Here is a 19,004-nt window from a genome sequence, read left to right on the forward strand (position 1 = left end):
CCCCCCCTTACGATCTATATAACTCTGGATCAACTTCGTGGCTCGAGCAATCAACGCTCGACGCATCAGCCGAGATGACATTCCCGTTGCTCGTCGGTCGCGTCCTCAGAGACGGGCAAGGGATGGTTCATTGGGATTATTGGTGGCTTGTTTGATGGTGGTTGGAGGTTCCATCACAGCTGTGTTGTTCGGCCCGTGGCTATTTGCTGGACTTATGCGTCCAGCTCCTGTTGAGGGCATTCAGGATCGTCCTACTGCTGACGGACGTCTGCTCGGACATTTCCCTTATCCAGAAGCCTCAGTACAGGATCGAATTCTCATGCAGCCTGGGATTGAGCTTCATCAGGAAGCCGCTGATGCATTGAGTTCCATGCGTGCTGCGGCTTCAGCAGATGGTGTTGATTTGAGGCTGTTGAGTGGCTACCGCTCTCACGACCTACAAGAGCGGATCTTTTTTGATATCAAATCAGACCGGAACCAGACAGCAGCCGAACGGGCCAAGGTCTCTGCACCTCCAGGGTATTCCGAACACAGCACTGGCTATGCCATTGATCTTGGTGACGGGACAATTCCTGAAGCGAATCTGTCTGAAAGCTTCGAAGCCACGAGGGCGTTCCGCTGGCTACAGGATCATGCTGCTAGTTATCACTTTGTCCTTTCCTTTCCCCTTGATAACCCACAGGGGGTGACGTATGAGCCTTGGCATTGGCGATTTGAGGGTTCAGCTTCTGCTCTGAGACTCTTTGAATCGGCTCATCAACTGGAATGAATGAACTGAAGAAGTTTTTTTCGGTCTTAGAAGTTTTGATTAGCTAGCGGAAGGGGCCTAGAAGTTAAGTCGAATCTCAAATTGAGATATCCTTCCGCCACTACGCCTGTGTGCGTTTCCTTTTCCGTTTGAAAGTCTCTGACCCATGAGTGCCCAGGCCAAGGCGATCCGCAACATTGCAATTATCGCTCACGTGGATCACGGCAAAACAACCTTGGTGGATGCCCTGCTCTCTCAGTCCGGGATCTTCCGAGACAACGAGGCTGTACCCACATGTGTCATGGACTCCAATGATTTGGAAAGGGAACGGGGCATTACGATCCTTTCAAAGAACACGGCCGTTACCTACGACGATACGCGGATCAACATTGTTGATACCCCTGGGCATGCCGATTTTGGCGGTGAAGTTGAGCGGGTGCTTGGCATGGTTGATGGCTGTTTGCTGATCGTTGACGCCAACGAGGGGCCTATGCCACAGACGCGTTTCGTGCTCAAGAAGGCGCTTGAGCAGGGATTGCGGCCGATTGTGTTCGTTAACAAGATTGATCGTGCGCGGGTGGATCCTGAAACCGCTGTCAACAAGGTGCTCGATCTGTTTGTTGAACTCGGTGCAGATGATGACCAATGTGATTTCCCGTACTTGTTCGGCAGTGGAATGGGTGGTTTTGCCAAGCCGGATATGGCAACTGAAAGTCAAACAATGAAGCCACTATTTGATGCCATCCTGCGTCATGTTCCACCACCTGTTGGAGATGAGAACAAGCCTCTTCAGCTACAGATCACTACTCTCGATTATTCAGACTTCCTGGGCAGGATTGTGATTGGTCGGGTCCATAACGGGGTTATCCGTAATGGTCAGAGTGCTTCGTTGATTAAGGATGATGGCAGCATTAAACGTGGCCGAATTAGCAAACTACTCGGTTTCGAAGGATTGCAACGGATTGAGATACAAGAAGCCGGAGCGGGAGATCTCGTTGCTTTAGCCGGTTTCGATCAAGTCAATATTGGCGAGACCATTGCCTGTCCAGATGAACCAAAGGCTTTACCTCTAATCAAGGTGGATGAACCCACTTTGCAGATGACATTTGTAGTCAATGATTCACCCTTTGCTGGCAAAGAAGGCAAATTCGTCACTAGCCGGCAGCTGCGAGATCGTTTACGCAAGGAATTACTCACCAATGTTGCCCTACGGGTTGAGGACACTGATTCCCCTGATCGTTTTGCGGTTAGCGGACGTGGTGAGCTACACCTGGGCATCCTGATTGAGACCATGCGCCGCGAGGGTTTTGAGTTTCAGGTAACCCAGCCTCAGGTGATCTTCCGAACGATTGACGGCACTCCTTGTGAGCCCGTTGAGACCTTGGTCATGGATGTACCAGAGGCAGCAGTTGGCTCCTGCATTGAGAAGTTGGGTGTGCGTCGGGGTGAAATGCAGAACATGGAAACCGGTAACGACGGTCGCACCCAGCTTGAATTTGTTGTTCCTTCTCGAGGGTTGATCGGTTTTCGTGGTGAGTTTGTACGTGCTACCAGGGGGGAAGGAATTATGAGCCACTCTTTTTTTGAATATCGCCCAATGTTGGGTGAGTTTGATGCTCGTCGGAATGGTGTTCTGATTGCTTTTGAGCAGGGCACTGCGACCTTCTACGCACTCAAGAATGCTGAGGGTCGAGGTCAGTTCTTCATCTCTCCAGGTGTCAAGGTTTATAAGGGGATGATCGTTGGCGAAAACAATCGACCTCAGGATCTGGAGTTAAACGTTTGCAAGGCCAAACAACTCACAAATATGCGCTCTGCTGGTGCAGAAGAACTCGACACCTTGCAGACACCTGTTCAGATGACCCTTGAACGTGCTCTTGAGTACATCGGTCCAGACGAGATGCTTGAGGTCACCCCTGAGTCCATTCGTTTGCGCAAGTTGCCTGCCAAGAAGATGGCCAAACGCTAAAGCTCTTGATGGAGAGATTCCAGCCTATTGATCTGATCAATGATCCACGTTTTGAACTAGCCGTGGAGCTTTTTAATCAGGCCGATTGGTACCCCGCTCATGACGCCTTTGAGGAGCTTTGGCATGAGACATCCGGTCAAGCACGCCAGACCATCCAAGGGGTACTTCAGGTTGCTGTTGCCCAACTTCACTTGCAGCGCGGAAATCGTCGCGGGGCAACCCTTCTTTATGGTGAAAGCCTCAGGCGTCTAAAAGCTCTAGGAACTCCAAACCTGGGTCTTGACCTTGATCAACTCTGCATCTGTGTAGAGAATCGCTTGCAACGGCTTCAGCAGGGACAGGATCCCGACGAGTGCACTGTCCCAGGCCTGATCTATGACAGCTCAGTTCCTGAGTAAATTAACCATCAAGATTTGGATTGTTCCGCTTTGGCTGCTCTTGCTCAAGTAATGACAAGGAGTTGGCAAGTTCATCTCGCCATAGCGACAGCGTTGGTTGGAATATCTACCCCTGCGGTTTTAAGCCAGGAGGGCAGCCCTTCTACTCCGGTAGAAGATGGCGGTTTGATCACGATCGAATCAGATATCCAAAACGCAGACAGCGTCACAGGGGTTTTCACCGCCATCGGCAACGTTCGCATCGTTTATCCAGCCCGAGGCATCGTTGCTACTTCTAGACAGGCTCAGTACTTCAGCAAAGAAGATCGTGTGGTCCTTATCGGAGATGTTGATGTGATTCGGGACGGGGAAAATTCCATGCAGGCTGAGCGAGTTGTTTATCTACTCGAAGAGGAGCAAGCGGTAGCAGACCCAAGTACTGGTGCTCAAGTGTTCACTTCTGTGCAACTTAATTCCAACAATCAGGCAGAGGCACCTTTGGCCCAATGAGTCTTTGTTTAGAGCAGGTGGCGCTCACCGTGGCAGGGCGTCACCTGGTAAAAGATGTCTCCTTGCGCCTTGATCCAGGCGAGGTTGTTGGCTTACTCGGTCCCAATGGTGCCGGCAAGACAACAACGTTCAATCTTGTAATCGGTTTGTTGCGTCCTGATTACGGGCAGGTGCAACTTGATGGGCAGCCAGTGGCGGATTTACCGATGCCCAATCGAGTTCGTCTAGGTATCGGTTATCTCCCTCAGGAACCAAGTGTGTTCCGACAGCTCAGCGTGCGACAAAATCTTGAGCTTGCGCTCTCTCAAAGTCATTTAACAACTCATCAGCGTCGGGAGCGTCTCGAGCAGTTGGTTAAAGACTTTCATCTCAACTTGTTCTTGGACCGTCGTGGCTATCAGCTTTCCGGTGGCGAACGACGTCGCTGCGAGGTAGCACGTGCCTTGGCGGTAGGCCTAGAAGGTCCCACCTACCTCTTGCTTGATGAACCCTTCGCAGGTGTTGACCCCATGGCAGTGGCGGACCTCCAGGTTTTGATTCATACCCTCCGTGAGCGTGGCATGGGCATCCTGATCACTGATCACAATGTCCGTGAAACCCTTGCCATCACTGACCGCTCTTACATTCTTACGGAAGGCAGCATTCTTGCTTCAGGCCGTTCTGAAGAAGTGGCAAACAACCCCTTGGTGCGGCGTCACTATCTCGGGGAGGGTTTTCAGCTTTGAGCAAATGGCGCCTTGGAAAGTTGAAAGACGTTGATTCTTGGCCTTGGAAGTGGTGGCGCTGGGCTTCGTCCAAGTGGAGGCTGATCCCGCTGCTGGATCGATGGCTTTTAGGTGAGTTGATACCCGTATTGCTGTTTGCCATAGCGGCCTTCACGGTGGTTTCCGTCTCAGTGGGGGTGATGTTTGATTTGGTGCGCAAGATTGTTGAGTTTGGATTGCCTCTGCATTTTGCATTGCAGGTTTTTAGCTTGAAGTTACCTTTCTTTCTGGTGATTTCTTTTCCGATGGCCACATTGTTGGCCACATTGTTGGCTTATAGCCGTCTTTCTTCTAACAGCGAATTCACGGCTTTGCGCAGCCTCGGTGTAAGCACCAAACGAATCGTTGCTCCAGCATTGGCATTGGCATTGTTGATGACAGGGCTAACTTTTATCTTCAATGATGTAATTGTTCCAAGAACAAATAGTAGTGCTGAGGTGACAATAAAGCGTGCTCTTGGTAAAGCAATTGCTACAGAGAAAGGTAAACATGTTGTTTATTCCCGATTCGGAACGATTACTGGTGCAGAAGCTGAAGAAAGGAATCAAGGGCTTTCTCAGTTGTTTTATGCAAGGGAATTCCTTAAAGGAGAAATGGAGGATGTCACAGTGCTTGATTTGTCTCGTCTTGGTTTTACTCAGATGTTGAAGGCCGAGCGAGCTATTTGGAATGAGCAAGAGGCGATGTGGGAATTTTTTAACGGCAATATCCTTACTCTCACACCAAGTAGCAGTACCACTTCAGTTGAATTTGATCGCTATCTCTACCCCCTAACATCAGGTCCAATTCGTGTGGCCAAACTCCCTAAAGATGCCAACAACATGACTGTTGCACAGGCAGTGGAGGCTGCAAGTATTTATACCGATGCTGGCAACCGTAAAGAGGCAAGGCGTTTGAAGGTGCGTATCCAAGAAAAATTCACTTTCCCGATGTCCTGCCTGGTGTTTGGCCTGATTGGCAGCAGCCTTGGTGCAAAACCTAATTCTCGGACCAGCCGGACCCAGGGATTTGGCATCAGCCTCTTATTAATTCTTGCTTATTACACTCTTAGCTTCAGCTTCAGTTCTCTAGGCGTTACGGGCACTTTGACACCCATGTTGGCCGCGTGGATCCCTGTTTTTATCTCTTTAGCAGGTGGCGGACTGTTGCTGCGTCAGGCCAGTCGTTGAACTGCAGCGGCAGAATAAGAGAGTTGTCGCAGGGACCTGGTGTTTGGAGTGACTTTGGCTGAGCTTTCCGCCTCGCTAGGAGATCCTGTTTTGGCTCTTGGTTTGGCTGCATTTGCCCTACTTCTATTGGCCATACCAATCTCTTTTTGGATGGTTTCAGGAAGTAGCAATTCTGCTGTTGTGACACTTCTGGTGGCTCTTGCCAATTTGGTTCTTACCGCTCAATTGGTTTTGCGGTGGTGGCAGTCGGGTCACTTCCCGATCAGCAACCTTTATGAATCCCTCTGTTTTCTGGCCTGGGCTTGCACACTTGCGCAGCTATTGGTAGAGCGTTCCTTGTCTTCCCCGATTGTTTCAGCTGCTGCTACACCAATGGCTTTGCTTTGTGTGGCTTTTGCCAGCTTTGCATTACCAGAAACTCTTCAGGAGGCATCTCCTCTAGTACCTGCTCTTCGCTCAAGTTGGCTTGTGATGCACGTGAGCGTGATTATGTGCAGTTACGCTGCCCTGCTTGTTGGTTCTTTCTTATCAATGGCGGTTCTATTTACTGATCGCCAGCAAATTTTGGAGCTACGCAGCAGTTCAATTGGAACAGGTGGCTTTCGTCAGGCCAAGCTAGCCACATCTGCTATGGATCAGAATGATGGCCTGCGCCTGAGTTCAATCAACTTGAGCCGCACTGAACAGTTGGACAGCCTTAGTTATCGCACGATTACGGTTGGCTTTTTGTTGCTCACGCTTGGCTTGATCAGTGGTGCCGTTTGGGCCAATGAAGCCTGGGGGAGCTGGTGGAGTTGGGATCCAAAGGAAACCTGGGCTCTAATTTGTTGGATGGTTTATGCGGCCTATCTGCATACACGTTTCAGTCGTGGCTGGAGCGGGCGACGTCCAGCTTTAGTTGCCGTGGCAGGCATTGTTGTGATCGTTGTTTGTTATATCGGTGTGAATCTGTTAGGGATTGGTTTGCACAGCTACGGCTGGTTCTTTGAAGCCTAATCTTGTGATATTGATCTGTTCTTATTAGCAACAATCCCCACAAGACTAATAGCCAATAGATGCAGTTATTGCTGCATCTATTGCTTCAGTCCACAACACCTTCAGGACGTTTGCTATTACGGATGCCTCGGATAGCTTCGGCGTAGTCGGGCTGATTGAACACGCCAGACCCACTCACAATCGCATTGGCGCCAGCTTCGATCACTTTCCAGGCATTGTCGGCCTTGATCCCTCCATCGACTTCGATCCAGGGATCGAGACCCTGTTCGTCGCAAATACGACGCAGCTCGCGGATCTTTTGCACTTGATTGTCGATGAAGCTTTGCCCACCGAAGCCTGGGTTGACGCTCATGATCAGTACTAGATCACATAGCTCCAGGCAGTACTCAAGGGTGTCCAGAGGTGTGCTTGGGTTGAGTACTGCTCCTGCTTTCTTACCGAGATCCTTGATTTGCGCAAGGTTGCGGTGAAGGTGTGGACAGGCTTCAACCTGCACATAGATGTGATCTGCACCTGCTTTTGCGAAATCTCCTACATACCTTTCTGGTTCCACGATCATCAAGTGGACATCTAGGGGCTTACTGGTCACAGGCCTTAGTGCTTCAACGATCAGAGGACCAATCGTGATATTTGGCACGAATCGGCCGTCCATGACATCCACATGAATCCAGTCTGCGCCGGCTTGATCTACAGCCTGCACGTCTTCTCCTAGGCGGGAGAAATCTGCAGAGAGGATCGAAGGGGCAATTACCAGGGGCTTCGTGCTCATCGATCGGGGTTGGGGAGTGGGCGATTCTAGGAATCGGCTGTATGGGCATTCTCGTTGTTGCCGGCACTGATACAGTGAGCAGCGCTTTAGAGCCGAGAACCCCTGCGGCATCGGGTCCTTTCACATGATCAGCGTATAACGCTGACCCGTGAATTCAGTCCAGCCCTGCTCGTTTCTTTGGTCATCACACCCATCCCCACCGCCGCATACCAGTGGATCGCACTCTTATTCAGGAAATTCTCGAGGTCGTTGAGCAAGCTGCCATTGCGTCGGCACATCTGACTGGTCTCGGCAAGAAAGACGAAGCCGATGCAGCAGCTGTGGAAGCCATGCGCAAGCGGATGGGACAAATCCAAATGCAGGGTCGCATCGTCATCGGTGAGGGGGAGCGCGACGAAGCCCCGATGCTTTATATCGGCGAAGAGGTTGGCAGCGGCAGCGGCCCAGGCGTTGACTTTGCCGTCGATCCCTGCGAAGGCACCAATCTTTGCGCCAACAACCAGCGAGGTTCGATGGCTGTACTGGCCGCCTCTGATCGCGGTGGCCTTTTCAATGCTCCTGACTTTTACATGAAAAAGTTAGCGGCCCCCCCGTCAGCGAAAGGCAAGGTGGACATTCGCAAATCTGCCACCGAGAACATCAACATCCTGAGCCAGTGTCTTGGGCTTGCCGTGAGTGAACTCACCATTGTCGTGATGGATCGAGCTCGTCACAAAGGCCTGATTTCTGAGATACGTGCCACTGGTGCACGTGTTCAACCCATCTCAGATGGAGATGTTCAAGCTGCCATTGCCTGTGGGTTTGCCGGCACCGGCACCCACTGTCTAATGGGCATCGGTGCTGCTCCTGAGGGTGTGATTTCAGCTGCCGCAATGCGTGCTCTCGGTGGTCACTTTCAGGGCCAGCTGGTGTATGACCCCGCCATTGCTCAAACCAGTGAGTGGGCCGATTACACCAAGGAAGGCAACATTGCCCGCCTCAATGAGATGGGCATTACTGATGTTGACAAGATCTATGAAGCCGAAGAACTGGCTTCCGGCAAAAATGTTGTTTTTGCGGGTAGTGGGATCACTGATGGACTGTTGTTCCATGGAGTTAAGTTCGAGCCTGACTGCACACGCACTAGCAGCTTGGTGATCAGCACTCTTGACAACACAGCTCGGTTTACCAATACCGTGCATATCAAGGATGGAGCTCAGAGCATCGCTCTGAGCTAACCATCCAAGACAAGATCTAAGGGACGTCTCCATGCACATTGCCGTCGTCGGCTTAAGTCATCGCACGGCGCCGGTAGAAATCCGTGAAAAGCTCAGCATCCCTGAGCAAACCATGGAGACCTCCCTGCAAACCCTTCGCGGCAACGATCAAGTCCTTGAGGTTTCGATCCTTAGCACCTGCAATCGGCTTGAGATTTACACCTTGGTTCGTCACCCTGAACGAGGTATCTCCGCCATCAGTGATTTTCTAGGCCAACATTCTGGTTTGGCAACGGAAGATCTTTCCCCCCATCTGTTCAACTTTCATCACGATGAAGCAGTAGCCCACTTGATGAGGGTGGCTGCGGGTCTGGACAGTCTGGTTTTAGGAGAAGGGCAGATCCTTTCCCAGGTGAAGAAGATGGTGCGATTGGGGCAGGAGCACAAATCCATGGGCCCAATTCTTAACCGTCTGCTCACTCAGGCAGTGAGTACTGGCAAACGAGTTCGCAGTGAAACCAATCTGGGTACGGGGGCTGTCTCAATTAGTTCTGCGGCTGTGGAGTTAGCCCAACTGAAACTTGGCCAGGCGCAAGGGGAAGATCAGTTGATGACTCTGGAATCTGAGTTGGTCGCAGTGGTGGGTGCGGGCCGGATGAGCCGACTACTACTTCAACATCTTCAGGCGAAAGGTTGTTCTGGGGTGATGTTGCTGAACCGCACGCAGAAACGAGCTGAGGATCTATCGGCTGATTTCCCTGAGCTCCCCGTTGAGTGTCGCCCCCTTGATGATTTGAACCATTGTCTAAGTACCTGTTCATTGGTATTTACCAGTACGGCTGCTGACGATCCGATTGTTGATGCATCTCTGCTCAAGCAGCTCAAGCGCCGCAGTTTTCTTCGTCTGATTGACATCGGCGTGCCGCGCAACATCGCCTCAGATGTGGTCGATGTACCCGGTGTTGAGTCCCATGATGTGGATGATTTGCATGAGGTGGTGTCTCGTAATCAGGAGGCCCGCCAACAGATGGCCAAAGAAGCAGAGGTTGTGCTCCAAGAAGAGACGCGTCTGTTTTTAGAGTGGTGGGACAGTCTTGAAGCTGTGCCAACCATTAATCGCTTGAGGGCGACCCTTGAGGCTATTCGTGCAGAGGAATTACAAAAAGCGCTCAGTCGTATGGGGCCTGATTTCTCTGCTCGAGAGCGCAAAGTCGTTGAGGCTTTAAGCAAAGGAATCATTAACAAAATTCTCCATACCCCAGTCACTCAGCTACGGGCTCCTCAGGCTCGTCAAGAGCGGCAACAGGCTCTGCGTGTGGTGGCGAGTTTGTTTGAGTTAGATCCACCACTAGAGGATGGGTAGTTCTATGCCAAATTCTGGCTATGCCAAATTCTGGTTGCGTCTTGATTTGCAGAAGTCTTGTTGGATCTTCGCAGCAGACAGCTTTAGATGGCCAACCGTCCGGTAAGTTTGCTGCGCAACGCCGATTTGAGGGGGCGGCATGAAGCGTGTTTTGGCCATCATTCTCGGGGGAGGAGCTGGAACGCGCCTCTACCCCCTCACCAAGATGCGGGCCAAGCCGGCCGTACCTCTTGCAGGCAAATATCGTCTGATTGACATCCCAATCAGCAACTGCATTAACTCCAGCATCAACAAGATGTATGTGTTGACGCAGTTCAACAGCGCTTCTCTGAATCGGCACCTTGGACAGAGCTACAACCTCAGTGCTGCCTTTGGTCAAGGTTTTGTAGAAGTTCTTGCCGCACAGCAGACCCCAGAAAGTCCTTCATGGTTTGAGGGGACTGCGGATGCAGTTCGTAAATATCAGTGGTTGTTTCAGGAATGGGATGTTGATGAATATCTGATCCTCTCTGGTGATCAGCTCTACCGTATGGATTACAGCCTTTTTGTGGAGCACCATCGTCGCTCAGGTGCTGATCTCACAGTGGCGGCTCTTCCCGTTGATGCAGAACAGGCTGAGGGATTTGGTCTCATGCGAACGGATAGCGATGGCAACATCCAAGAGTTCCGTGAAAAGCCCAAGGGTGAATCCCTCAAGGCCATGGCCGTCGATACCTCTCGATTTGGCTTGTCAGCTGAGTCAGCAAGGAACAAGCCCTATCTCGCCTCAATGGGGATCTATGTGTTCAGTCGCGCCACTCTCTTCGATTTGCTGCATAAGAACCCTTCTCACAAGGATTTCGGCAAAGAGGTGATTCCTGAGGCCCTAGCTCGAGGTGACCGGCTGCAAAGCTATGTGTTCGATGAGTACTGGGAAGACATCGGCACGATAGGAGCTTTTTATGAAGCAAATTTGGCTCTCACCCAGCAGCCCAATCCACCTTTCAGTTTCTATGACGAGAAATTCCCGATCTATACAAGACCCCGTTATCTACCGCCAACCAAACTGGTCGATGCGCAAATCACGGAATCAATTATTGGAGAGGGATCCATCCTCAAATCCTGCAGTATTCATCATTGCGTCCTTGGTGTGCGAAGCCGAGTTGAGAGCGATGTGGTCCTGCAAGATTCCCTGGTGATGGGCTCTGATTTCTATGAATCATCCGAGGAACGCACTCTTCTAAGGCAAGGAGGAGGCATCCCGCTCGGCGTTGGCCAAGGCACCACCGTGAAGGGTGCGATCCTCGACAAGAACACACGCATCGGCAACAACGTCACGATCGTCAACAAGGATCACGTTGAGGAAGCCGATCGTGCTGATGAGGGCTTCTACATCCGCAATGGGATCGTGGTAGTGGTCAAGAATGCCACCATTTCTGATGGCACCGTGATTTGATGCTGCCCGAGGCTGAATCAACACAAGATCCAAGTAGTTTTTTTTGGAAATTTTGGTGTTGATCTCTACGGTTTCTTATCTACAGCGAGGATGGTTCAACCCTGACATAGCCGTACAGATCACAGCAGATTGGAGTTGCTGTGGTCACACTGACGCCAGTTGATCGTTTCACTGGCGATGTCCAAGGCACATTTCGGTTTGATCGGTCTTGGCGTGATGGGCGAAAACCTTGTGCTCAATGCAGAGCGCAATGGTTTTTCTAGTGTCGTTTACAACCGCACCTACGCCAAAACAGAGGAGTTCCTTAAAGGGCGTGGAGCAGACAAAGCCATTCAGGGTGCCAAGGACCTTCAAGATTTCGTCGACAAGCTCGAACGACCCCGTCGAATTCTGATGATGATCAAGGCAGGTTCTGCTATTGATGCCGTTATTGAGCAGATCTCCCCTTATCTGCAGGAAGGTGATCTACTCATCGATGGTGGGAATTCCGAATTTCGTGATACCGAGCGACGTGTCGCCGAGTTAGAGAGCAAAAGCTTTGGATATATCGGGATGGGTGTCTCCGGTGGGGCTAAGGGTGCACTGGAAGGGCCGAGCATGATGCCAGGCGGAACAAAAACCTCCTATGAGGCGATTGAGAGCCTTGTTTGCAAGATGGCTGCCCAAGTGGAGGATGGTCCCTGTGTGACCTACATCGGTCCTGGAGGTTCTGGGCATTTCGTTAAAACAGTCCACAACGGGATCGAGTACGGCATTGAGCAGATTCTTGCCGAGGCCTATGACCTGATGAAGCGTGTTGGTGGCATGACCGGTACCCAGATGGCTGATGTCTTGGCGCAATGGAATGCCACAGAAGAGCTCTCTTCTTATCTGGTTGAGATCACCGAAGTGTGTTTGCGCACCAAGGATCCTGACGATGGAAGTGACCTTGTTGAGAAAATTATGGATCAGGCAGGCCAGAAGGGAACTGGTCTATGGACCGTTGTAAGTGCCTTGGAGTTAGGAGCTTCAGTGCCAACCATTTACGCCTCTCTGAATGGCCGTGTGATGAGCTCAATGAAGCCTCAAAGAATTGCCGCTGAGCAGATTTTGCATGGGTCAGCGATCAAACCATTTGATCTTGGTAGTTCCGCAGATGGCATGGCACCGCTCATGGACGCCGTCGTGTTGTCTTGCATGGCTAGTTACGCGCAAGGCATGGAGCTACTGCGTATAGCTTCTGCTGAATACAACTACAACTTGCATTTGCCCTCCATCGCGCAGATTTGGAAGGGTGGCTGCATCATCAGGTCCCGTCTGCTGAAGCGCATCCAGGATGCCTTTAATGCTGACCCTCAGCTTTCCAACTTGTTGATCGATCCTTGGTTCGCTGAGCAAGTGAACCGTCGCCTGCCGGGCCTAGCAAAGGTGGTAGCCGGCGCAGCTGAAACCGGTATCCCAGTGCCTTGCTTCAGCAGCACGCTCGATTACATCAATAGCTATCGCACGGCACGATTACCACAGAATTTGGTGCAGGCCATGCGCGATTGCTTCGGTTCACATACCTACCAGCGGGTTGACAAAGAAGGAAGCTTCCATACTGAGTGGCTGGACTAAGGAGATCGTGATGACGACCTACAAAGTTGAGCGAGCGAGAGACCCTGAGGATCTGGCACGTCGCGCCGCCCAGAGGCTCGCATCTCATATTGATCTGGTACTTGATCAGCGTGATCGCGTTCAGATCGCTCTCTCGGGAGGGAGCACACCCGCTATTGCTTATAGGTTGCTTGGTCAGGAGCGACTGCCCTGGGATCGTGTTGATGTTTTTCTGGGGGATGAGCGCTGGGTTGATGCCAGGGATGACGCCAGTAACGCCCGCATGCTTCGTACGACACTTCTTGCTGAAGGCCCAGGATCGCAGGCTGCGTTTCATCCCGTGCCAACGGTGGAGCTGCCAAACCCTGAGGCCAGTGCCAAGGCCTACGCGAAGCTCGTGCAGGAAACCTGTGCAGGTGATCCGCCGATGTTTGATCTAATGGTTTTAGGACTTGGTGAAGATGGCCATACAGCCTCTCTTTTTCCAGGAACAGATGCCCCCGCCGTTGTTGATCGCTGGGCTACTGTCGGTAAAGGGAAGGGTCTAGAGAGAATCACTCTCACCGCACCTGTGCTCAGCTCTGCACGCGAAGTGATCTTTCTTGTGAGCGGTGTAGGGAAGCAGGTTGCCCTGAAGCGCTTATTAGATTCTGCTGAATCAGCTGAACGCACGCCTGCCCGCTTGGTTCAACCTCGTTCACCGATTTTGGTCTTGGCAGATGAGGCCGCCTTACTGGGCTAATGATGCACTCTTGAGAAGTATTTTTGTTCATTATTGCTTGTATTATCTTCCAATATCTACAAATGTAAATTCAGCATAAATTGCAGATCAATTACTTTACTTGCATCTAAGAATATTAAAGACATCAAAGCCAGCATTCTTAAAGCTTTATTATGGCTTGGTTGCAAGAATTATTTCTTACAGTTGTAGCTACGTTAGCCAGCCTTTGACTGGCGCAATTGATGCGTGAGCAGGTGAAATGCCTCATCTACACAGTCAGTCCATTCTAGGGCGTTGCGCAAGGAGTTCAACTGAACATTCAACTAAAACAACCACTTAAAGTATTAATTTCATTCTTTAGAGTTATCTTAGACATTGTGATTAACCTCAGAAGAGACAATGAATTTGGACATCATATGGACCAACATTTTAGAGATAGTGTGTTTCTTGAAGGGATCAACACCCTCGCTAAAACTTGAAACCAATAACCAACAAATTACGAACTCTTGATCAGTTTTCCCAAATTTCTGGAGGCGCAAAGGCAGACCGCACAGCACGGCGTGAAGCCCATAAAGAACGCCGTGCTGTGCGTAAGCACGATCGCCAGTGTTCTGATGGGATGTTCTCAGGCCCAGATTGCCCTCTCGGCCCAGACAATGAAACCGGAGAGGGTAATCACGAATTCGATACACAGCCTGGCTGTACATTATAAGGTCCTTGCTATTAAGAAATCTCCGTTAATCAGCCAAAGCCCACCTTAGAGCAGTTTTTTTTTAAGAAGTATTTAATGCTCAGGCATTTCATCGATATCTCAATAATACAATTCTCTCAAGAATCAATGTCTAAACTTAAAGAAATGAATGATGAGCCAAGAGAGAAACTATAAGGTAAATAGATTGTTGGCAAATCATGGATCTAATGCCCGAAGCCTCTGTTCAGGTTCAACTGAACGACTTCAACTCCTGGTCTAGCTTGAACGACACAATTATGGGCGGATCCAGCCAAGCTGCCTGTCGAGTGACCTCCGAGGGCCTGATCCTAGAAGGAGAACTTGTTGAACAGGATGGTGGCTTTGTCAGTTGCCGTTCACCCCTTTTGAACCCTCCTCTTGATCTTTCCAGCTATCGAGCCTTACAGGTGGAGGTGAATGGAGACGGTCGAACCCTAAAGCTTGCACTCGGCTCTCGCAATGGGCTTTTTGGCCTCACTGAGCGTTTTTATGGTGGTTTGCGATGGGTCGCTCAGTTGCCGACTAAGGCTTCTGGTAATACATCCATTGAAATCCCATTTAGCACACTGAAACCTACGGTGCTTGCGCAGCCTTTGGCTATGCCTCTGCGCTTGATTCGCTTTGATGCATCAAGTATCAACCAAGTGCAATTATTGCATTCTAAGTTTGGTCAACCAGGAGAACTAAACCCAGAATTCCGCCCTGGCCCAATTCGAGTTTTACTGCGCTCGATCAAAGCAATTCACTGATTCATTACAAATTTTTTAGTATTCAAAATGGCCATATACATTCAGAGGGCTTGGTATTTTTATACTAATCAAATTCAGGCCCTAATCAAATTTATTATTGAATCCATTCGGGATAGATCATCAATTCAGCATAGTTATTGACTTCCTTTCAATAGTCAAATCTTGCTTAGAAATAGCCTAAGATTTTTACCTCCTAGATTCAGCTGAGAGCCTTGGCAGGCAATGAAATCCAACAGACTGCGCAAAATTGGTCGGTCCTCGTGGCCTCAGCGGCTGATGTCTGTTTAAAGCCCTGGCTTCATGCTGTTGTGCTCACAGATGTTGCTGATGTCGATGATCAGAAGCCTGGATCTACGCCCGATCTAATATCGGCTCAATCTGTTGATCTCATTGTTCGTATTGAATGCCGAAACCGAGAAGGTGACCGCCTTCCAGAGCATGACCTTGCACTTGAGATCTATCGCAGCGGCAACGATCTAAATCTGATGTTGACTTGGTGTGAACTGCCTGACCGTCCAATGCTTTGGCAAGGGCAGCATCCCGTGTGGATGGATGGCAACAGTGGCCAACGCTGTCAGCCGCCTGAGGATGGAGCACCATTAGAAGCTTTCGCTCGTAGGTTGAGAGCACTGCTGGTTTTGCCTGAGCAGAGCTAGTTGATCAGAGTTCAGGGCTGGTCGGTGACAGCACCATTGCTGGCGCTACTCACCATTCGGGCGTATTTACCGAGAACTCCTGTTTGATAACGCGGCTGTGGTCTTTTCCATGCGCTGGAGCGACGCTCCAATTCATCCTTCTCGACATTGAGTTGGATCAGCAGTTGATTGGCATCGATGGTGATGCTGTCGCCTTCCTGCACAAGGCCAATCATGCCGCCTACGGCTGCTTCCGGTGCCACATGGCCCACCACCAAACCATAGGTACCTCCGCTGAAGCGTCCATCTGTGATCAGGGCCACCTTGTCGCCAAGGTCTTCACCGACGATGGCAGATGTAGGAGCAAGCATCTCTCGCATTCCAGGCCCGCCAACCGGGCCTTCGTTACGTATGACGACGACATCTCCCGCCTTCACTTTGTTGTTGAGAATGGCAGCAAGGCAGGCCTCCTCGCTTTCAAAAACCCTTGCAGGTCCAGTAAGTACAGGGGTTTTAATCCCGCTTATCTTGGCCACGCATCCTTCGCTGGCCAGATTGCCTTTAAGGATCGCCAGGTGCCCCTTGGCATAGACCGGTTTCGAGAGGGGATGAATGACGTCTTGCTCTGCTGAAGGCTCGGATGGCACATCCTTGAGCAGTTCTCTCAAGGTTTTACCTTCCACATTGCGGCAGTCTCCATGAAGTAAGCCTGCATCAAGCAACTGTTTCATCACTTGGGGAATGCCGCCAGCGTTATGCAAATCAACAGTCACGTAACGGCCGCTAGGTTTTAGATCACAAATCACCGGTACACGCTGGCGGATGCGCTCGAAGTCATCGATGCAAAGGTCTACGCCTGCGCTACGGGCAATCGCAAGCAGATGCAGAACTGCATTGGTGGAGCCGCCCACTGCCATGACAACGCTAATCGCGTTTTCAAATGCGTTCTTGGTGAGTAGATCGCGGGGACAGATATTTGCCTTAATGGCATCCACAAGCACTTCAGCACTACGGGCTGCGCTATTTGCTTTTTCCTCATCCTCTGCAGCCATCGTTGAGCTGTAAGGCAAACTCAATCCCAATGTTTCAATCGCGGCTGACATCGTGTTGGCTGTAAACATGCCACCGCAACTTCCTGCTCCTGGGCAAGCGTTCTTCTCGATAGCGGTGAGTTGCTCCTCATTTATCTTGCCACTGGCATGCTGACCAACAGCTTCAAAGGCGCTGACTACAGTGAGGTCGCGGTCAGCCAATTTTCCTGGTTTGATCGTTCCGCCATAGACAAAGACACCTGGGATGTTCATTCGGGCCAGGGCGATCATCGCTCCAGGCATGTTTTTATCACAGCCACCGATTGCTAGTACGCCGTCCATGCTTTGGGCGTTGCAGGCTGTCTCGATCGAATCAGCAATCACCTCGCGACTTACCAGGGAATATTTCATCCCTTCGGTGCCCATAGAGATGCCATCACTGACGGTGATGGTGCCGAACATCTGGGGCATTGCACCGGCCTGGCGGGCTGCTTCTTCTGAACGTCGCGCCAGGTCATTAAGACCGATGTTGCAAGGAGTGATCGTGCTGTAGCCGTTGGCTATACCGATGATTGGTTTATTGAAGTCTTCGTCGCCAAAGCCCACTGCGCGAAGCATGGCTCGGTTGGGAGAGCGTTGAGTTCCCTTTGTGATGGCGGCGGATCTGAGCATGGTGGCGACTGGGGCACTCAGTCGCCAACTTACCGAGCTCTTAGGTCCGCGCCCCTAGATCTTCAAGCTGTCTGCGCACATCTGCAATAGCGGCATTGAGTTGTTCGACTCGATGTTCCAGCTGTTGACTGTTGTTCTGGGGATGCGAGATGGCCTCCAGGGCCTCTGATCCGTCCTGCATGCGAGGAGCGTGAAGCATGGCGCGTTGGTGGCGACTGCGTTGCCGACGCTCTGCCTCAGAAAAAAGCCACCAAGCAAGTCCTGCAGCGCCGAGTACGGCTCCGCTGATCAAGGAGGTGAGGCTGCCGGTTGCCGGCTCACGATGCAGGCCCATAGATGCTGGATCAGATTTGAAAGTCTAGGTCGTACCTGCAGTTCTGGTGTTTAGTCGCAAAACCGGATTACCAATGCCTGGACTGATCTCACCATCTTCTGTGAGGTCGGGGTCAATGCAAGCGGTGTGAATCGTGAGATTGGGCATCATTTCGCCAAGTTGTTTGAGGCCTGGACTTGATGCCAGAACAGTAATCACCCTTAGCCGGCGAGCCTCGATTTCTTGTGTCTGCAGAAGCTTCAGGATGCCTAGTAAACGCTCACCACTAGCAATCTGATCCACAAAAACAATCACCCCAGCATTGGTTTCAATGTTATCGGGCACCCCGCCAAGACATAGCTGTGAACTGGGCAATACTCGTCGTGCTCCTTGCCAAAGATCAAGGCCCCCGGGCAACAAGGGAATGCTCAGCAATGGCACATTGGACTCGACCACCGTGCCTTCTGTTTCTGCTTGGGATGTGGTTACCATTTCACGGCGGTGGGGCAACCAATCCCGCAGGGCTTCATAGGTAAGCCAGCGACCAAGTTCCTCCAAGCCTGTGGCATAGAGGACTGGCGGTGTTGTGGTGTTGCGCAGCAATGTGAGCCAGTGGGCGATCAGTGGATGGGGGGGGACCACTACCCTTAGGGTCATTGGCATGACGCGTGAATTGGCCGGCAATTGCCATAACGTGACTGCTCAAACTACTGGCTCATTGCAATTTTCTAGTTTCATGAATCTCTCTCCCTGTTGGTGGAACCGTTGTCGAGCAGTGTTGCTTAGTGGCCTTGTGATTCTTGTGTTGGGTTTAACAGAGTCACCTGTAATGGCAATCATCCCTCCTGAATTCAGAGGAGGCCAGGCCATTGAAGAGATCTCCAAAGACATGCACGGACGTGACCTCAAGGAGCAAAACTTTCTCAAGGCTGACCTGCGCGGCGTTGATCTCAGTGAGGCCGATCTGCGTGGTGCGGTGTTTAACAGCAGCCAGCTGCAAGAAGCTGATCTGCAAGGAGCTGATTTGGAAAATGTGGTGGCTTTTGCTAGTCGTTTCGATGGAGCCGATCTCAGGGGAGCCAACTTCACCAACGCCATGCTGATGCAGAGTCAATTTAAAGATGCCCTGATTGAAGGAGCTGATTTCAGCAATGCTGTGCTTGATCGTCGCCAGCAGAATGAGCTTTGCGCCAGAGCAGACGGCACCAATGCCGCTAGCGGCTCTCAAACTCTTGACAGCCTTGGCTGTCGTTCTTAATTACCAACCTGCATAAACCTGCCT

Annotated in this window: 20 protein-coding genes; 16 read left to right on the forward strand and 4 right to left on the reverse strand. The window is 51.1% G+C overall.

Annotated elements, in window-relative coordinates; translation table 11 throughout:
• Positions 1-37: 37 nt before the first annotated feature.
• The 7 genes from SIB66_RS10790 (at position 38) to ccsB (ending at position 6,533) form a co-directional block, all read left to right on the forward strand.
• A complete protein-coding gene (locus SIB66_RS10790) occupies positions 38-769 on the forward strand; it encodes a M15 family metallopeptidase (protein ID WP_063406715.1) in 732 nt (243 codons plus the stop codon).
• A 145-nt stretch (positions 770-914) separates the two neighbouring features.
• Entirely contained in the window at positions 915-2,717 is a 1,803-nt protein-coding gene (gene typA, locus SIB66_RS10795) for a translational GTPase TypA (RefSeq protein ID WP_011129954.1), read from the forward strand.
• An 8-nt stretch (positions 2,718-2,725) separates the two neighbouring features.
• Positions 2,726-3,115, forward strand: coding sequence for a DUF309 domain-containing protein (locus SIB66_RS10800; protein ID WP_063406714.1), 390 nt, complete (start codon positions 2,726-2,728; stop codon positions 3,113-3,115).
• Positions 3,116-3,166: 51 nt separating this feature from the next.
• Positions 3,167-3,604, forward strand: a complete 438-nt coding sequence (locus SIB66_RS10805; protein ID WP_063407037.1) for an LptA/OstA family protein — start codon at positions 3,167-3,169, stop codon at positions 3,602-3,604.
• A complete protein-coding gene (gene lptB / locus SIB66_RS10810; RefSeq protein WP_063406713.1) occupies positions 3,601-4,329 on the forward strand; it encodes an LPS export ABC transporter ATP-binding protein in 729 nt (242 codons plus the stop codon). The genes SIB66_RS10805 and lptB overlap by 4 nt, the downstream gene beginning before the upstream one ends.
• Complete coding sequence (locus SIB66_RS10815; protein WP_063406712.1) at positions 4,326-5,537, forward strand: LptF/LptG family permease; 1,212 nt, start codon at positions 4,326-4,328, stop codon at positions 5,535-5,537. The genes lptB and SIB66_RS10815 overlap by 4 nt, the downstream gene beginning before the upstream one ends.
• Positions 5,538-5,576: 39 nt before the next feature.
• Positions 5,577-6,533, forward strand: a complete 957-nt coding sequence (gene ccsB, locus SIB66_RS10820; protein WP_063406711.1) for a c-type cytochrome biogenesis protein CcsB — start codon at positions 5,577-5,579, stop codon at positions 6,531-6,533.
• An 85-nt stretch (positions 6,534-6,618) separates the two neighbouring features.
• Here the strand turns inward: ccsB and rpe are convergent, their stop codons facing one another.
• Complete coding sequence (gene rpe / locus SIB66_RS10825) at positions 6,619-7,302, reverse strand: ribulose-phosphate 3-epimerase (protein WP_063406710.1); 684 nt, start codon at positions 7,300-7,302, stop codon at positions 6,619-6,621.
• Positions 7,303-7,514: 212 nt separating this feature from the next.
• Here rpe and glpX point away from each other — a divergent pair, with 212 nt between their 5' ends.
• The 8 genes from glpX (at position 7,515) to SIB66_RS10865 (ending at position 15,727) form a co-directional block, all read left to right on the forward strand.
• Positions 7,515-8,519 (forward strand): class II fructose-bisphosphatase, encoded by a 1,005-nt coding sequence (gene glpX / locus SIB66_RS10830; RefSeq protein ID WP_063406709.1) that lies wholly within the window; start codon positions 7,515-7,517, stop codon positions 8,517-8,519.
• Between the two features lie 31 nt (positions 8,520-8,550).
• Complete coding sequence (locus tag SIB66_RS10835; protein WP_063406708.1) at positions 8,551-9,861, forward strand: glutamyl-tRNA reductase; 1,311 nt, start codon at positions 8,551-8,553, stop codon at positions 9,859-9,861.
• A 139-nt stretch (positions 9,862-10,000) separates the two neighbouring features.
• Positions 10,001-11,296, forward strand: a complete 1,296-nt coding sequence (locus SIB66_RS10840) for a glucose-1-phosphate adenylyltransferase (RefSeq protein WP_011129945.1) — start codon at positions 10,001-10,003, stop codon at positions 11,294-11,296.
• A gap of 177 nt (positions 11,297-11,473) precedes the next feature.
• The gene (gndA, locus tag SIB66_RS10845; protein WP_063406707.1) at positions 11,474-12,892 is read left to right on the forward strand and encodes an NADP-dependent phosphogluconate dehydrogenase; all 1,419 of its coding nucleotides are present in this window, start codon (positions 11,474-11,476) and stop codon (positions 12,890-12,892) included.
• Positions 12,893-12,902: 10 nt separating this feature from the next.
• Positions 12,903-13,613 (forward strand): 6-phosphogluconolactonase, encoded by a 711-nt coding sequence (gene pgl, locus SIB66_RS10850; RefSeq protein WP_063406706.1) that lies wholly within the window; start codon positions 12,903-12,905, stop codon positions 13,611-13,613.
• Positions 13,614-14,067: 454 nt separating this feature from the next.
• Positions 14,068-14,304 (forward strand): hypothetical protein, encoded by a 237-nt coding sequence (locus SIB66_RS10855; RefSeq protein WP_236070309.1) that lies wholly within the window; start codon positions 14,068-14,070, stop codon positions 14,302-14,304.
• A gap of 197 nt (positions 14,305-14,501) precedes the next feature.
• Positions 14,502-15,071 carry a CIA30 family protein gene (locus tag SIB66_RS10860; protein ID WP_063406704.1) on the forward strand — a complete coding sequence of 190 codons (570 nt, stop codon included), beginning with the start codon at positions 14,502-14,504 and terminating at the stop codon, positions 15,069-15,071.
• A gap of 260 nt (positions 15,072-15,331) precedes the next feature.
• Positions 15,332-15,727 carry a hypothetical protein gene (locus SIB66_RS10865; RefSeq protein WP_413681293.1) on the forward strand — a complete coding sequence of 132 codons (396 nt, stop codon included), beginning with the start codon at positions 15,332-15,334 and terminating at the stop codon, positions 15,725-15,727.
• An 11-nt stretch (positions 15,728-15,738) separates the two neighbouring features.
• Here the strand turns inward: SIB66_RS10865 and ilvD are convergent, their stop codons facing one another.
• The 3 genes from ilvD to SIB66_RS10880 are packed head-to-tail and all read right to left on the reverse strand — an operon-like array spanning position 15,739 to position 18,385.
• Positions 15,739-17,409 carry a dihydroxy-acid dehydratase gene (gene ilvD, locus SIB66_RS10870; protein ID WP_063406703.1) on the reverse strand — a complete coding sequence of 557 codons (1,671 nt, stop codon included), beginning with the start codon at positions 17,407-17,409 and terminating at the stop codon, positions 15,739-15,741.
• A 40-nt stretch (positions 17,410-17,449) separates the two neighbouring features.
• Positions 17,450-17,743 carry a hypothetical protein gene (locus SIB66_RS10875; protein WP_063406702.1) on the reverse strand — a complete coding sequence of 98 codons (294 nt, stop codon included), beginning with the start codon at positions 17,741-17,743 and terminating at the stop codon, positions 17,450-17,452.
• Positions 17,744-17,767: 24 nt separating this feature from the next.
• Positions 17,768-18,385, reverse strand: a complete 618-nt coding sequence (locus tag SIB66_RS10880) for a uracil phosphoribosyltransferase (protein WP_063406701.1) — start codon at positions 18,383-18,385, stop codon at positions 17,768-17,770.
• On the opposite strand from SIB66_RS10880, the gene SIB66_RS10885 reads away from it, so the two are divergent.
• Positions 18,384-18,980 (forward strand): pentapeptide repeat-containing protein, encoded by a 597-nt coding sequence (locus SIB66_RS10885; protein WP_011129936.1) that lies wholly within the window; start codon positions 18,384-18,386, stop codon positions 18,978-18,980. The genes SIB66_RS10880 and SIB66_RS10885 overlap by 2 nt on opposite strands.
• The last annotated feature ends 24 nt before the right edge of the window (positions 18,981-19,004 follow it).

Source organism: Prochlorococcus sp. MIT 1318, assembly GCF_047304505.1.
GTDB classification, from domain to species: domain Bacteria; phylum Cyanobacteriota; class Cyanobacteriia; order PCC-6307; family Cyanobiaceae; genus Prochlorococcus; species Prochlorococcus marinus_D.